This is a genomic window from Candidatus Methylomirabilota bacterium (genome assembly GCA_036005065.1).
GTDB lineage: Bacteria > Methylomirabilota > Methylomirabilia > Rokubacteriales > DASRDR01 > DASYQW01.
Map to the genome: position 1 here is coordinate 88,421 of DASYQW010000348.1, position 15,615 is coordinate 104,035.

The window sequence follows — 15,615 nt, forward strand, 5'->3', positions numbered from 1 at the left end:
AAGTGCGGGAGCCCGGCCGGTCCCGGGGCCTCGTCACGGTTCGGGTCTCCCGGCTCGTACACGCCGAAGCACCTCGCCGAGCGGATCCTCACGTCGCGCGGCGGCGCTGACGCAAGCGACCTGGGGATTGAGGATAGGAGGCCTGTTGACAGGGTAGGCCCTAATGATTAGTTTCTTAGCTATCAATATATGGAATCAGACTCGCCCAGGGGTCAGTCGGCCCGGATGCGAACGGCAGATAAGAGCAGGCACCGGCGATTCAAGAGCTCGTTCCTGGTCGCCGATCGGATGAAGGAATCGATCATCTCGTCGGGCCTCGCGGAAGGCGACCGTCTGCCGTCGGAGAAGGAGCTCGCCGAAACACACGGGTACGCTCGCGGGACGGTCAGGGAAGCGCTCCGGATCCTCGAGCACGAGGACGTCATCACGGTCAAGTCGGGCCCGAATGGCGGGATATTCGTCCGGCGCATCGGTTCCGAGGCGGTGGCACGCTCGCTGGCCTTTCTCTTCCATCTTCGTGACGTCACCGTGTCCGAGCTCATCACCGCGCGCAGCGAGCTGGAGGCTGCGTGCGGCTACCTGGCCGCTCTGAACGCCTCGGAGGACAACCTGAAGAAGCTCGAGGGGTCGGTGCAGCGCATGGAGGAGGCCATAGGGGACTCCGAGCGCCAGGCGGCGGAGAACCTCGTGTTTCATCTCGAGGTCGTCAAGGCGTCGAAGAACACGGTCCTTCAGATCATCTTGGAGTCCTTGCAAGAGGTCATGTACGACCCGACCGCGCACGTCTTCTATTCGGTCGACACGCAAAAAGAAGCGGTTCAGGCGCACAAAAAGATCCTCGAAGCCATCGCGAATCGGGATTCCATGGTGGCCGCGAGGCGGATTCGGAAACACCTGAGCGTCTTCCTGCGATATGTTCTCGAGACGAAACAGGGCGAGCTGCTACTGAAGCCGTTGGCGCGCTTCACGCCGACCCTGTCGCCGTTCTCCCGGAAGCGACCGTGAGGATGGTCCCGTCCTGGTCTCGGTCGCTTCGCCGGTGGGACAGGCGGCTCGGGTCGTAACGGCCCCGGGAGAAGATGACCGATGACGCAGGAGAGCGCCGGCTTGCCAGCGGACTACCTCTCGGTTCCCGACCGCCTCAACGTCGCGGCGGCCACCGTCGACCGCCAGGTCGCGAGAGGGGCCGGTGATCGGGTGGCCTTCTATTGCGGTGACCAGCGTATCACCTACCGGGAGCTTCAACGGCGGGTCAACCAGTGCGGGAACGCACTCAGCCGGATCGGCATCGGCCAGGGTGATCGCTTCTTCATCCGTTCCCAGAACCGTCCGGAATACGTCATCACGGCGCTGGCGGGGTTCAAGATCGGCGCCGTACCGATCCCCACGAACTCGCTGTTCCGGGCGTGGGAAATCGAGAACCTCGTGAACAACAGCGAAGCGAAGGCGGCCTTCACTACCCCCGACCTCATGGGCCCGATCGAGGAAGTCTGGTCGCACTGCCCGAGCCTCAAGCACCTCGTGATGTTCGGAAGCGAGGGGGCAGGCCATGTCACGTTCGACGACCTCGTCGCCGGCGCCTCCGACCAGCTCACGGCGGCAGACACGGCAGGGGACGACCTCGCGTTCATCATCTACACGTCGGGGACGACCGGGAGACCGAAGGGAGTGGAGCACGCCCATCGGTGGCTCGTCGGAACCGGCGATCCCATCGTCCGCTTCCTCCTGGAGCTCACTCCCGAGGACATCGTCCTCAGTCCGCTCGAGATCTCGTTCATGTACGCGTGGGGTTGCGCGTTTCTCTATCCGCTCTACGCCGGCTGCGCCAGCGTTCTCTATCCCGCCCGATTCGACGTCGAAAAAGCGCTGCAGGCCGTCCAGAGGTATCGCCCGACGAAGTTCCTGGCGGTGCCCACCATCTACCGGATGATCCTGAGTCGAGAAGGCATCGAGCGCGACTACGACCTGTCATCCATCCGGATCGCCATCAGTGGTGGTGAACCTCTCCCCGCCGACACTTACCACGCGATGAAGGCCCGATTCGGCATCGAAGTCTGGGACAGCATCGGGCAGACCGAGATCCACAACTACATCGGCCACCGTACCGGCCTCCCGGTCAAGACGGGGTCGATGGGGCAGGCGTTCCCCGGGCACGTCGTCACGATCCTGGACGACGAGGGCCGGGAGGTCCCGGTGGGGACCGTAGGACACCTGGTGATCAGGAACGACGATCCCGGCCTGGCCCGGCGCTACCGCAAGATGGAGGAGCTCTGGCAGCAGCTCAACCGCGGCGGCTGGTTCTACACGGGGGATCTCGCCTACAAGGACGCTGACGGATACTACTGGTACGTCTCCCGCTCCGACGACCTGATCAAGAGCCGCGCGTACCTCATCTCGCCGAAGGAAGTGGAGAGCGCCTGCATGCTCACCCCCGCGGTCCTGGAAGCGGCGGTCGTTGGCGTTCCGGATCCCGAGATCGGACAGCGCGTGAAGGCTTACATCACGCTGAAGCCGGGGCACGCGGCGTCCCCGGCCCTGGCCGCCGAGATCATCGAGAAGGTCAAGACCGTCATTGCTCCATACAAGGCCCCCAAAGACGTCGAGTTCGTCGCCGAGCTGCCGAAGACGGCCACCGGAAAGATCCTCCGGCGGGAGCTCCGCGCGAAAGCCGCCTCCTGAGGTGAGGGGCTCGCGTCGTTCGGCGGGACGGCGACCCGACCGCCGGACCTCGCCGCCACACCCGAGGCCCGAGCCGGCCTGAACGGAGAAAGCCAAATGGAGTTCGTCGGGAGGCGGCTTCCGAAGGTCGACACCGTGGAAAAGATCACGATGGGAGGACGATTCGTCTTCAACCTCGTGGTTCCCGACATGCTCTACGGGAAGATCCTGCGGAGCCCGATTCCGCACGCCCGGATCACGCGGATCGATACCTCGAAGCTCGACGGTCGTCCGGGCGTCAAGGCGATCCTGACTCCCAAGGACGTGCCCCAGATCAAGTTCAATCCGCCGACCTTCCATCACTCGCTGGCGCGCGGGATGCCGAGGGACATGCTGATCCTCGAGGAGACCGTGCGATTCGTCGGGGACGAGGTGGTCGCCGTGGCCGCCACGTCGCGGCGTGAAGCCGAGGAAGCGCTCGAACTCATCGACGTGGAGTACGAGGAGCTCCCGTTCGTGCTCGATCCGGTCGCCGCGCTCGATGACGAGGCGCCCAAGATCCATGGGGCGTCGAATCTCGCTCAGAACGTGGACCTCGGGTGGGGAAGCGTGGAGGAGGGCTTCGCGCAGGCCGACGTCGTCGTGGAGGATACCTACCGCACGACGCGGGTCTCCGCGTGTCCGATGGAGCCGCATGTCTCCGTCTGCATTCCCGAGCCCGACGGCGGGTTGACCGTGCACGCGTCGACCCAGCACGTGCACGGCCTTCAGGAACGACTGGCCTTCGCGTTGGGACTGCCGATGAATCGCATACGGGTGGTGAAGCCGCCCTACGTGGGAGGCGGTTTCGGCGCGAAGCTCGAGATGAGCCTGGCCGAGGCGATCTGTGCCTTGCTGGCCTTGAAGTCGCGAAGGCCGGTCAAGATCGAGCTGACGAGGGAAGAGGAATTCGTCGCTACCTTTCGGAACCCGATCGTCATCAAGCTCCGATCCGGCGTGAAGAGAGACGGGACGCTCACGGCGCGGCACGCGGAAGCCATCATGGACAGCGGTGCTCACGTCTCGCACGCCGGCCCCGTGCTCTGGGTCTGTGGCACCGCGTTCGTCAGCCAGTACCGATCGCCGCACACCCGGTTCCAGGGGAAGGTGGTGTACACGAACAATCCCGTGGGAGGCGGGTTCCGCGGATATGGAGGACCTCAGGGCGCCTTCGCCGTCGAGCAGCACATGGACGCGATCGCCCGAGAGGTGGGGATGGACCCTTTCGAGCTGCGGCTGAAGAACTCGCTTCGAGTCGGGGATCCGAATCCCATGTTGGCCAAGGCGACCAAGATCGCCGACCGGGATATCAAGACCTATGCGTTCCGGGAGTGCATCGACCTCGCGAAGAGCCTGGCTCGATGGGAAGAGCGCGAGGCGTGGAAGCGGCAGGCCAGGCCCGGGATCGAGCGTGGCGTGGGCGTCGCCTGTCTGCCGGCGTGGAACAGCGGCTGCCTCGGAATGCCCAGCGTCATGGAGATTGGCGGAGCGCTCCTGACCGTGAATCCGGACGGATCGGCCAGTCTCGTGGTGGCGACCGTCGACGTCGGCGGCGGCCAGAGCACGGTGTTCGTGCAGATGGCGGCGGAGGTCCTGACCATTCCCCCCCACCAGATCAAGATCGCCGAGGCAGACTCCAACAACAGCCCGGTCGATGCACCGATCCACGCCTCGAGAGGAACCTATTCCGCAGGTTACGCGGTCATGCGAGCAGCGGAAGACGCGCGGGAGCAGATCCTGCAGGCGGCCGCCGACTTGCTCGAGGCGCACCCCCGCGACCTGGAGTTGAGGCACGGATCGGCCGTGGTGAAGGGGACGGACCGGAAAGTCCCCATCGCCGAGGTGGCCCGGCGTGCCCAGTATCAGTGGCCGGGCAAGGCCATCGTCGGCAAGGCCAGCGTGTCACCGCCGGGCAATCCGCCCTCCTCCGCCGTCCAGATCGCGCTCGTCGAGGTCGACACGGCCTCGGGGCGCGTCCACGTCCGGAAGCTCGTCTCGGTGCACGACGTCGGTACGGCAATCAACCCGGCCGGTATCGAGGGGCAGGTGCACGGCGGAGTCCGGCAGGGGCTCGGCTATGCCCTGACCGAGGACCTGGCGGTCGACCCCGAGACCGGCGTGGTCCAGGCGAAGGATCTCCTCGAATACAAGATGTTCACGTCGGCGGACATGCCCGAGGTCGTGGTGGGTATCGTCGAGTCCCATGAGCCGACCGGACCCTTCGGAGCCAAGGGTGTAGGAGAGCCGCCCATCATCCCGGTGGCGGCGGCGGTGGCCAACGCGGTCCACGACGCCGTGGGGTTCAGGGTGAAAGAGCTGCCCATCACGGAGGAAAAAGTGCTGCGCCTCCTGGGAAAGCTCACGGAGTGAGCGCGATGGTCTTCAGGCCGAACGAGTACCTGCGGCCCACCTCGATCGAAGAGGCGGTGGCTTTGATGGACCGATACGGCGAGGCGGCCGTCTTGATAGCCGGAAGCATCACCGTGAACGAACTGGCGAAGCGAGGACTGCTTTCCGATGTCGAGAAGGTCGTGGACATCGAGCGGGTCGGTCTCGACGGGATCAGATTGGATCAATCGGACATCTGGATCGGCGCCGCCACGACCTATACGGCGATCCTCCGGCACGAGGCGTTCAGGTCGCCGGAATTGATGAGCATTCACGAGGCCGTCAGGAACATTCACCCGGACCAGGTGAGGAACATCGGGACCATCGGCGGTGCGATCTGTAGCGGTTTTCCGTTTCTCGATCTCGTCACCGGCCTGCTCCCCCACGACGCGGAGCTGACCGTCGTAGGTCCCGGGGGGGAACGGCGCATCGCGTTGAACGTATTCGCGTTGGCGGGGTTGGACGAGAGGCTCGGGCGCGGGGAGATCTTGACGGAGATCAGGGTCCCGCGAGCCGGCCCCGGGAAGGGCTCGGCCTTCGTGAAGTACGGGCAGACGGGCCTCGATCTGGCGGTCCTGAACTGTGGCGTCTCTCTACAGATGGACGCGAGAGACCTCGTCACCAGAGCCCAGGTATTCGCCGGAGGAAAGGGCGTCGACCTCACCTCGGCGCCGCGGTGGACGAGCGAGATCGCCGGCCGCCCGTGGAGCGAGACGGTCATCGAAACGGCGTGCGCGGAAATGGGGACGGCCTTGCCCGCGGTCTCGGATACCCGCGGTTCGGCCGCGTTCAAGCGCTACACGATCAAGAGACTCGTCCGGAAGGCGCTGGAGACCGCCTACGGGAGGGCGGCCGCGCCATGAGCCAGTCGATCTCGATCGAGCTGAACGGCGACAAGGTCGCGACGGAGGCCGAGGTCGGAGAGTCGCTGCTCTTCCTGCTCAGGGACGAGTTGAAACTGTACGGGGCGAAGCGGGGCTGCGATTTCGGGGGATGTGGGGCCTGCACCGTGCTGGTGAACGACAGCGCCGTGTACGCCTGCATGTACCCGGCCATCCGAGCCGATGGCAAGAGGGTGCTGACCATCGAAGGCTTGAGCCGGGACGGCGAGCTCCATCCGCTTCAGACGGCCTTTCACGAGAGCTGGGCGGTTCAATGCGGCTTCTGCTCGGCGGGGATGATCATGGCCGCGAAAGCCCTGCTCGACCGGAACCCGGAGGCTGACGAGAGCGAGATCCGAGAGACGCTGGTCGGCAACCTGTGCGTCTGCACGGGGTACGTCAAGATCATCGAGGCCATCCGAGGGGCAGGCAAGCTCATCGCGGCCGCCCGCGTCGGTCAGCGGGACAAGACACCGGCCTGACGGCGAATACGTGCTCTCAAACGAGCGGAGGTGAGGCATGCGAAACAGGCGACTAGCGACCGTATTCCGAGCTGGCGTGGTCGGGGTGGCGTTCGGTCTTCTCCTCCTGGCGGGCGTCGAGCCTGCTCGAGCGGCGGAGCCATATCAGATCGGCTACGTCACCGACCTGTCCGGGCCCTTCCGAGACATGTACGCGCCGGGGCTCGAGGGCTTCACGCTCTACGTGAAGGCCTTGAACGATGCCGGCGGAATCGGGGGGCACCCGGTACAGCTCAACGCGCGGGACGACGAATTCAGCGCCGACCGGGCGGCGGTGCGGGCGCAGGAGCTGATCCAGCGGGTCGGTGTCAACAGCATCTGGGGCCTGAGCGTGTCCGGGACCCACGCGGCGGTGCATGCGGTCGCCAGCAAGGCCAAAGTGCCCGTGATCGCCAAGCTCAGCGGGATCGACGCGATGGCCCCGCCGGCCAAGGACTTCTACTACGGCGCCGGGACGCTGTTCACGGTCCTCGGCGCGGTGTCCGGCAAGCTGGCCGCCCAGACCGTCCCGAACCCACGCGGGCAGTTGGCCGTCTGCGCCGTCATCGAGACCCCCGGTGGCATCGCGCTCTGCGACCGCTTCAACAACCCGGCGTTCCGGGCTCAGGGATTCACGGTCGTCGACACCGTCTTCTTCCCGCCGCCGCCGACCGAGTTCGGAGCCATTGCCGAGAAGATCGCCCGGTTGAATCCGGCCGTGGTCGCGGTGCACCCGGCCGCCTTCCAATCGGTGGCGCTGCTGCGCGAGCTCCGCGCGGGCGGGTACAAGGAGGCCTACATCATCACGAACCTCGGGTTGGACGAGACCTCGGTGGTCGAGGCCATGAAAGCCGGTGGCTTCATGGAGAAGACGTACGTCATCTCGCGGTTCCAGATGCTGGATGACCAGGGGCCGGAACTCGAAAAGTTCCGGGCCGCGGCCAAGCGGTACGGGACGCGGATGCGGCTCTCCGCCGCCCACGTCATGGGGTGGGCGGCCGGCTACGTCATGGAGGAGGCGTTGAAGCGCTGTGGCTTCCCGTGCCCCGGGCCCAAGCTCAACGGCGTCCTCCAGGGGGGCCTGACGGTCAACATGGGCAGCCTCACCGGCGGTCCACTGCAGTACACGGCCGAGGACCACTACGGGCCATCCTGGTGGCGCCTCTACGTCTACGACCCGAACAAGCAGCGCTACTCGGCGGTCACCGACTGGGTCCGCTTCGAGTCGAAGCCGGACGTCAGTAAGTAAGCGCGCCACGCCCGCGGTTCGGCGGATCAGGCCGCGTCGGCCGCCGCGCACCGGCCTGATGAGCGGCCAGACCAGACCGCGGGGGCGGGCCGGCGCCCACTCGGGCGGGCGACCGGCAAGGGCCACGAGAGAGCCGCACATGAGGCCGGGGCTCAGCCCGGATGCGATTTCCGACGGGAGGGGGTGCTGAGCGTGCGTGCGCTCGTCGTCATCATGTGGAGTGCCGGCACCTATGCCCTGCTCGGTCTGGGGATCGTTCTCATCTATCGCACCAGCCGAGTCTTGAACTTCGCCCAGGGCGAGCTCGCGATCATGCTCGGGTACGTCTGCGCGACCCTGCTGGCGTTCGGTGTCCCGCCGTCCGCCGCCGTCCCCGGCATCCTTCTGTTGAGCGCCCTGTCGGGCCTGCTGATATACGCGCTGATCATTCGACACGTGATCGCCCGGCCGCCGGTCGTGGCGATCCTGATCACGGTCGGCCTGGCGATCGCCCTGCGAGCGCTCATGGTCGTGTTCTACGAGGGGCGAACCGCCCGGCTCAACTTCGGGGTCGTGGGCGGGATGACGATCGCCGGTGAGCGGGTGAGCCAGGTCGATCTCCTCTCCATCGTGGGCACCTGGGGTCTGGTGCTCCTCGTCTACACGCTGTACATGCGCAGCAAGATCGGGATGAACATGCGAGCGGTCGCCGAACACCCGACGCTGGCCGCGCAGCGTGGCGTGAACGTCGACTTCGTGGTCGGCTCGGCCTGGGTCGTCGCCTTGTCCGGCGCGGCCGCGTCGGGACTGTTTTACGGGGCCAGCTCCCTGCTCTCGACGTCGGCCCCCGTGATCGGCGTGAAGGCGACCATCGCGGCATTGATCGGCGGGCTCGACAGTCCCCGCGGTGTCGTGCTCGGAAGCCTGGTCGTCGCGGTGGCCGAATACCTGACCGTCCGCCTGCTGGCCGTCCAGTATCTGGACTTGATGCCGGTCGTGATTCTGCTGGTGATCCTGGTGTTCCGCCCCTGGGGCCTGTTCGGAACCGTGGAACAGGTGGAGCGCGTGTGAGCGCGGAGGTGGCGCCGGCGAGCCGACGGCGCGCCCTGTACGCGAGCCTGGTGCTCGGCGTGATGGCGGCGCCGCCCGTTCTCCTGAGCCCTCACTGGCTCACGGTGACGAATCTCGCGCTGATCGCCGCCGTGGGCGCCGTCGCCCTGAACCTGCTGGTCGGCGATTCCGGTCAGGTGTCGCTGGGGCAAGCGGCCTTCCTGGCGATCGGCGCCTTCACCGCCGTCGCCGTGACCCGGAGCCTGCCCACGCCGTTTCCGGTGGCCGTTGCCGTCGCCGGCATCGCCGGCGGGGTGGTCGGCCTTCTGGTCGGACTCCCATCCTTGCGGTTTCGGGCCCTGTACATCGCCGTGACGACGCTGGCCCTGCATTTTGCGGTCGCCCAGGCGGCGGCGATCTACCAGCGGGCGGCCGTCGGAGCGGACGCGGCACTGCTTCCCGCCGCCCAGCTGGGCCCCTGGGAGCTCGGCGACCCCACGTCCTGGTACGTCGTCCTGGTGGTCGTCCTCGCGCTGACGCTGGTGGGCGTGACGAACGTGAAGCGGTCGTTCATCGGACGGCGGTGGATCGCGGCGGCCGACAACCGCCTGGCGGCGGCGGCTCTGGGGGTGCCGGTCGCGCGGGTACGCCTCGAGGCCTTCGTCGTCAGCTCGGCTCTGGTCGCGATGGCCGGTGCCCTGAACGCGTACCACACGGGGGTCGTCACCGGGCTCACCTACCAGCTGGGACTCGCCATCAGCTATCTGGCCATGATCGTCGTCGGTGGACTGGGGAGCGTGTCCGGGGCGGTCCTGGGCGCCTTCGTCATCGTCTTCTCACGGTTCGTGATGGACGAGGTTCTGGAGGCCGCGGGTCTCGGCGGCGTGGCGGGCTACCTGAGCGGACTGCCGCCCTTGCTGCACGGCGTGATCATCATCGTCTTTCTCCTGGCGGCTCCCGGCGGCGCCGTCGTGGGCCTGCGGGAGGCCATCCGGCGGCTGAGCGCGCGGCCCGAGGCGACGGTGTCGTGACGGAACCCATCCTGGCCGTCGAGAACCTCGAGGTGGCCTATGGGGCGGGCAGCCGGGCGCTTCATGGCGTGTCGCTGTCGGTTCGCGCACGCAGCTATGTGGGGCTGGTGGGGCTCAACGGAGCCGGCAAGACGACGACGCTGCGGGCCATCTCCGGCTTCTCGCGCTTCGAGACGGCCACGGTGACGGGGGGTCGAATTCGGTTCGGGGGCATCGAGATCACGGGATGGCAGCCGCACCAGACGTGCGGAGTCGGGATCAGCCTCGTGGCCGAGAGAGACAAGGTGTTCCTCACCCTGACCGTGCAGGAGAACCTGGAAATCGCGGTCCAGGGACGCCGGGCGACGCGGGAGGGCCAGGTCATCCGGGAGGTATTGGACGTCTTTCCTGCGCTCGCGGGCCTCAGGAGGAGGCAGGCTGGTCTCCTCTCCGGCGGAGAGCGGCAATTGCTCGCCACCGCCGCGGCGCTCGTCTCCGATCCGAAGCTCCTCCTGGTCGACGAGGCGACGCTCGGCCTCTCCCCGGTGGCGGCGGACACCGTGCTGGAGAAGTTCAGGGAACTCAAGGAACAGCGGGAGCTGACGTTGCTGCTGGTCGACCAGAACGTCCAGGCCGTCCTGGACGTCTGCGATTACAGCTACGTCATCGCGAATGGCGTGATCGTGGCGCGAGGCACCTCCGAGGAACTCGAGCGGGAAGGAGCCATCGAAGAGCTCGGGTTCGGGCTGAGCAAGGAACCCACGACGTGACGCCCGAGCCAGCCAGGCCCGAGCCCGAGTTGCTCGTGAGCGCCCTTTCATTGAGGTTCGGGGGCCTTCACGTCCTGCGGGCCGTGAGCTTGAGCGCGGAGGCCGGTCAGGTGACCGCCCTCATCGGGCCGAATGGAGCCGGGAAAACCGCATTGCTGAACTGCATCAACGGCCTCTACGAGCCGGCCGGAGGAAGCATCCGGATCGGAGGGACAGAGGTCGTCGGCAAGTCCCCTCGGGAGATCGCGCACCTGGGTGTCGCCCGGACGTTTCAGCACGTGGAGCTGTTTCCGAGGCTGACCGTGGTGGAGAACATCCTGGTCGGCCGGGACCGGAAGTTCCGGGGCGGCGTGGTCCGGTGGGCCGCCAGGTTCCGGGGCGCTACGGCCGAGGAGACCAAGGAGCGCGAGGTGGCCTTGCAGCTGCTCGCGATGTTCGGGCTCACCCGCTACGCCGACAGCCCGCCCCAGGCGTTGCCCTACGAAGCGCAGAAGCTGGTCGGCCTCGCTCGCGCGGTGGCGCTCGAGCCTCGGATCATACTCCTCGACGAGCCGGGCAGTGGGCTCAGCCGGAAGGAGAAGGTGAGCCTCGCCCAGCGAATCATGGAACTCAGACGGATGGGTACGGCGGTGGTCTGGATCGAGCACGACGTGGAGCTGGTGTGGGAGTGCGCCGATCGCGTGCACGTCCTGGATGCGGGCGTGTGCATCGCGAGCGGGCCGCCCCCGCAGGTGAAGGCCGACGCGGCTGTGACGGCGGCCTACTTCGGGAGTCGCCGGCTCGGCCGCAGTGCCGGGGAGCCCGGCCGTCACGGCGACGGATCGGCCAGCCAGGCGAAGGAGGAGCGGCCGCGTGGGATCGATCATTGACGCACACATCCACCTGTTCGGAGAAGGGTATCTCTCCCGAGCCTGGTACCAGAAGGCCGCCGAACGCTGGGCCGCCGCCGCCTGGCCGCACCGTAACCCGGCGGCCATCGACATCGAGTCCGGGCTCGTCGATGTCGATGGAACCCTCCTGTTCGCCGAGCTCGAGAAGGCCGGCATCGCCGCCGGGGTGGCGATGGGACTCGACTGGGGCATCTCGCTGGGGGAGCCTCGGGTCTCGGTGCGGGCCGTTCACCAGCACTACAGCGAGATGCAGGCGCGGTTTGCCGGCCGGTTCTTCGGCGTCGCGGGGATCGACCCCCGTCGGCCGGACGCGGCGGCGCTGCTGGAAGAGGCGATCGTCGGTCTCGGCCTGAAGGCGTTGAAGATGTACCCGCCCTGTGGCTTCTTCCCCTTCGATCCGGTCTGCTTCCCGCTCTACGACAAGTGCCTGGAGCTCGGAGTGCCCGTCGTGTTTCACACGGCGCTGGTCGGGTTCCCGCACATCCCGAAGTTCGCGCATCCGCTCAACATCGGGGACGTGCAGGCGCGCTACCCCTCGCTCGCCATCGTCTTCGCCCACGCCGGCTATCCCGTGTGGACGGAGGAAGTCATGGAGCTGGTGGCTCACCACCCGAACTCGTACCTGGACATCTCGAACTGGAACGCCATGATGGACCGGGATCCCGACCGGCTGCTCCGGCTGCTGATCGAGATGCGGAACACGGTGGGCGCTCATCGAATGCTCTTCGCGAGCGACCATCTGGGCGGCAAGCGCTTCAGCGGGAGTCGGTCCAGGCTGGCCCAGTGGGTCGACTTCGTGCAGGAGCTGCCGGCCCGCGCGGCGCGGCTGGGACTCACCATCAGCAGCGAGGAGATGGAGCTCATCATGGGGGAAAACGCGCGGCGCGTCTACAAGCTGGGCGACGCCGCGGGGCAGACCAGGCAGCCGGCCTCGGCCCGAGGGTGAGGAGAGCGATATGACGCTGTTCAACGACCTGGCGTGCGTGTCGATCGCAGTGAGGAGCATCAGCGAGGCGCTGCCGGCGTACACGGAAGGGCTCGGGCTGACCGTGGGCAGCGAAATCCAGACGTCGCCGCGCGGGTTCGGGTTGCGATGGATCGAACTCGGGGACGGGCGCAAGAACTTCCTGGAGCTCCTCGAGCCGAGCGGCAGCGGAAGCCTCATCGAGAAGTTCCTCGCTCGACCGGGGCGGTCGAGCGTCTATCAGGTGAGGCTGTCCGTGAAGGATCTCGACCTGACCCTCTCGACGCTCCAGGCGAGAGGCGTGCGCGTGATTCGGGGACCGAAGGTGCCCGGCCACCCGAGACTCGGATGGATCCACCCGGCCTCGACCCACGGGGTGCTTTTCGAGCTGCTCGAAGCCGACTGAGAGACGTGGCCTCGATCCTGTACCGCCCTGACCACTGGGTCGTGTCGCCGCTGACCAGCGGCAGCCCCCGCTCCGGGGTGGGCGCTGCGACCGGTGCCCGAAGGTCTTCTACACACTCCTGGACTAGGGGGCGAGTTCCAATTCAGGGAGGCAGTCGATGAAGCTGGAGTTCATCCTGTACGAGAAGCGCGACCGTATCGCCACCGTCACGATCAACCGGCCCGAGGTGATGAACGCGGTGCATCCGCCGGCCAACCAGGAGTTGGATCGCGTGTGGGACGACGTCGCGGCCGATCCGGATACCTGGGTCGCCATATTGACGGGCGCCGGAGACAAGGCCTTCTCGACCGGCAACGACCTGAAGTGGACGGCGACGAGAGGGATGCCCCGGATGCCGGAGAAGGGATTCGGGGGGATCACGAACCGGCACGACCTGACCAAGCCCGTGATCGCCGCCGTGAATGGCTTCGCCCTCGGCGGAGGGTTCGAGATGGCGCTCGCCTGCGACGTCGTCGTTGCCGCCGAGCACGCGCGCTTCGGGTTCCCCGAGTCGCGGGTCGGGCTGATGGCGGCGGACGGTGGCGTCCACCGGCTGCCGCGACACGTTCCGCTGAAGATCGCGATGGGCATGTTGCTGACCGGCCGCCAGATGACCGCCTCGGAGGCTCATCGGTGGGGGCTGGTCAACGAGGTGATCCCCGGTCCGGAGCTCCCGCAGGCGGCCCGGCGATGGGCGGAGGAGGTCATGGAGTGCGCGCCGCTCTCGGTGCAGGCGACCAAGGAGGCCGCCCTCGGCGGACTGGGGCGTCCGTTGGCTGAGGCGATGGCCGGAACGTATCCAGGGGTCACTCGCGTGTTCGCCAGCGAGGACGCAAGGGAAGGACCCCGGGCCTTCGCCGCGAAGCGCAAGCCAGTGTGGAGGGGACGGTGACCGACCTCGCTCGCCGCCGTCCGGACGCCACGCCGCCCGGGCCGACAGCCATTCGCCACGACCCTCCGCTGGCCCAGCCGTTCGAGGCCCTGTTCGCGAACCTCGAAGAGCTCAAGTTCACCGACCCGGGCACGCTCTTCCACCGATGCTTCGGCTGCGGCCCGAACCACGAGATCGGGCTCCGCGTCCGCACCTTCAGGGCGGCCGACGGCGTGCTCTCGCCCATCATCGTGCCGAAGCGCTTCGAGGGGCCGCTCGATTGTGCCCACGGAGGGATCGTGGCCACCTATCTCGACGAGGTGCTGGCGGGAGCGGCCGTCTGCCACAGCGGGCGCGTCCACGTGACAGGGGAGCTCGCCGTCCGCTACCTCAAGCCGACGCCCATCGAGCGTGCGCTGCTCGGCCGTGCCCGCGCGATCAGGGAAACCCCGAAGTACCTCGAGCTCCAGGGGACGCTGGAAGATCTCGAGACAGGCGAGGTGGTCGCCACCGCGACCGGCCGCTTCTTCCCGGTGCCCGACGCCCCCTGACCCAGGCGCCGAGGCCGGTCCCGGTGGGCGCGACACTGGGCTCGACGTCCCCGCTCCACTCGACCTCGCGCGGCAGGCACATCCCGAGTCCGGCCGCCACCGAGTCCGGCCGCCACTTCTCAGCATTACAGCCTTCCGGTAGAATGAGCCGGCGAGCCGACGTCATGGCCGACAAACGCGTCCGCGCGATCGTGAAGGGCGCTCTCGAGGAGCTCGAGCGCGCCGGGAGCCGTCGGGACCTCGAGCAGGTCCGGGTGAAGTACCTCGGCAAGAAGGGGCTTCTCACCCAGCTCCTGCGGGCGATGCCCTCGCTGCCGCCGGCCGAGCGTCCGATCGTGGGCCGCGAGGCGAACGAGGCCAAGACCGAGATCGAGGCCGAGCTCGGGCGGCGCCTGGCTGCCGTCGAGAGCGCCGAGCGGCGGGCGCGGCTGGCCGCCGACCGGGTCGATCTCACCCTGCCGGGGCGCCGCATCGTCCCGGGCCGGATTCATCCCCTGGCGCGGGTCCTCGACGAGATCATCGACGTCTTCGTGGGCCTCGGGTTCGCGGTGGCCGAGGGGCCCGAGGTCGAGACCGACTACTACAACTTCGAGGCCCTCAACATCCCGAAGGACCACCCCGCGCGGGACATGCAGGACACCTTCTACGTCTCGGAGGAGATCCTGCTCCGCACCCACACCTCCCCGGTCCAGGTCCGGACGATGGAGCGCCAGAGGCCGCCGGTGCGGATCATCGTCCCGGGCAAGGTCTACCGCCGTGACGCCGACATCACGCACTCGCCGATGTTCCAGCAGGTGGAGGGGCTCGCGGTGGATCGCGGCATCACGATGGGCGACCTCAAGGGTACCCTCGAGCTCTTCGCCCGGGAGCTCTTCGGTGCGGAGAGCCGCATCCGTTTCCGGCCCTCCTTCTTCCCCTTCACCGAGCCGTCGGCCGAGGTCGACGTCCTGTGCTTCCTGTGCAAGGGCGCCGGGTGCCGCGTGTGCAAGGCGTCGGGATGGCTCGAGATCCTGGGCTCGGGCATGGTGCACCCCCAGGTCCTGCGCACCGTCGGCTACGACCCCGAGGAGGTCACGGGCTGGGCCTTCGGGATGGGCGTGGAGCGGGTCGCCATGCTCAAGTACGGGATCGACGACATCCGACTGTTCTTCGAGAACGACCTCCGGTTTCTGGCGCAGTTCTAGCCGGCGATGAAGATCCCGTACCGCTGGCTCCGCGAGTTCGTCGACACCGAGGCGACACCGGCCGAGGCCGCCGAGCGCCTCACCATGGCCGGCATCGAGGTGGCCTCCGTGACCCCCGTCGTCACGCGTCTCAGCGGCGTCGTCGTGGGCGAGGTGACCGACGTGGCCTCGCATCCGGCCGGGGGG

The 15,615-nt window shown here is 67.6% G+C and carries 16 protein-coding genes; all 16 read left to right on the forward strand.

What is annotated here, in order from left to right; translation table 11 throughout:
- The first annotated feature begins 225 nt into the window (after positions 1–225).
- Positions 226–1,005, forward strand: coding sequence for a FadR/GntR family transcriptional regulator (locus tag VGW35_23475; protein ID HEV8310634.1), 780 nt, complete (start codon positions 226–228; stop codon positions 1,003–1,005).
- Between the two features lie 81 nt (positions 1,006–1,086).
- Complete coding sequence (locus VGW35_23480) at positions 1,087–2,679, forward strand: acyl-CoA synthetase (protein HEV8310635.1); 1,593 nt, start codon at positions 1,087–1,089, stop codon at positions 2,677–2,679.
- A gap of 96 nt (positions 2,680–2,775) precedes the next feature.
- The gene (locus tag VGW35_23485) at positions 2,776–5,067 is read left to right on the forward strand and encodes a molybdopterin cofactor-binding domain-containing protein (GenBank protein HEV8310636.1); all 2,292 of its coding nucleotides are present in this window, start codon (positions 2,776–2,778) and stop codon (positions 5,065–5,067) included.
- Between the two features lie 5 nt (positions 5,068–5,072).
- A complete protein-coding gene (locus VGW35_23490) occupies positions 5,073–5,948 on the forward strand; it encodes an FAD binding domain-containing protein (GenBank protein ID HEV8310637.1) in 876 nt (291 codons plus the stop codon).
- Positions 5,945–6,448 carry a (2Fe-2S)-binding protein gene (locus VGW35_23495; GenBank protein HEV8310638.1) on the forward strand — a complete coding sequence of 168 codons (504 nt, stop codon included), beginning with the start codon at positions 5,945–5,947 and terminating at the stop codon, positions 6,446–6,448. Before VGW35_23490 ends, VGW35_23495 begins: the two co-directional genes overlap by 4 nt.
- Positions 6,449–6,485: 37 nt before the next feature.
- On the forward strand, positions 6,486–7,715 hold the full coding sequence (locus tag VGW35_23500) for an ABC transporter substrate-binding protein (GenBank protein ID HEV8310639.1): 1,230 nt from the start codon (positions 6,486–6,488) through the stop codon (positions 7,713–7,715).
- A 183-nt stretch (positions 7,716–7,898) separates the two neighbouring features.
- Positions 7,899–8,765: a branched-chain amino acid ABC transporter permease gene (locus VGW35_23505; protein ID HEV8310640.1), complete on the forward strand. Its 867-nt coding sequence runs from the start codon at positions 7,899–7,901 to the stop codon at positions 8,763–8,765.
- Positions 8,762–9,775 (forward strand): branched-chain amino acid ABC transporter permease, encoded by a 1,014-nt coding sequence (locus tag VGW35_23510; GenBank protein HEV8310641.1) that lies wholly within the window; start codon positions 8,762–8,764, stop codon positions 9,773–9,775. Before VGW35_23505 ends, VGW35_23510 begins: the two co-directional genes overlap by 4 nt.
- Positions 9,772–10,524, forward strand: coding sequence for an ATP-binding cassette domain-containing protein (locus tag VGW35_23515; protein HEV8310642.1), 753 nt, complete (start codon positions 9,772–9,774; stop codon positions 10,522–10,524). The genes VGW35_23510 and VGW35_23515 overlap by 4 nt, the downstream gene beginning before the upstream one ends.
- On the forward strand, positions 10,521–11,393 hold the full coding sequence (locus tag VGW35_23520) for an ABC transporter ATP-binding protein (GenBank protein ID HEV8310643.1): 873 nt from the start codon (positions 10,521–10,523) through the stop codon (positions 11,391–11,393). Before VGW35_23515 ends, VGW35_23520 begins: the two co-directional genes overlap by 4 nt.
- Complete coding sequence (locus VGW35_23525; GenBank protein HEV8310644.1) at positions 11,377–12,360, forward strand: amidohydrolase family protein; 984 nt, start codon at positions 11,377–11,379, stop codon at positions 12,358–12,360. Before VGW35_23520 ends, VGW35_23525 begins: the two co-directional genes overlap by 17 nt.
- A 10-nt stretch (positions 12,361–12,370) precedes the next feature.
- On the forward strand, positions 12,371–12,784 hold the full coding sequence (locus VGW35_23530; GenBank protein HEV8310645.1) for a VOC family protein: 414 nt from the start codon (positions 12,371–12,373) through the stop codon (positions 12,782–12,784).
- A gap of 157 nt (positions 12,785–12,941) precedes the next feature.
- Positions 12,942–13,715, forward strand: coding sequence for an enoyl-CoA hydratase-related protein (locus tag VGW35_23535; GenBank protein HEV8310646.1), 774 nt, complete (start codon positions 12,942–12,944; stop codon positions 13,713–13,715).
- Positions 13,712–14,245, forward strand: coding sequence for a PaaI family thioesterase (locus VGW35_23540; GenBank protein ID HEV8310647.1), 534 nt, complete (start codon positions 13,712–13,714; stop codon positions 14,243–14,245). The genes VGW35_23535 and VGW35_23540 overlap by 4 nt, the downstream gene beginning before the upstream one ends.
- Before the next feature lie 164 nt (positions 14,246–14,409).
- Entirely contained in the window at positions 14,410–15,429 is a 1,020-nt protein-coding gene (pheS, locus tag VGW35_23545; GenBank protein ID HEV8310648.1) for a phenylalanine--tRNA ligase subunit alpha, read from the forward strand.
- Positions 15,430–15,435: 6 nt separating this feature from the next.
- Positions 15,436–15,615 (forward strand): phenylalanine--tRNA ligase subunit beta (locus VGW35_23550; GenBank protein ID HEV8310649.1); only part of this gene is annotated, 180 nt, incomplete at its 3' end.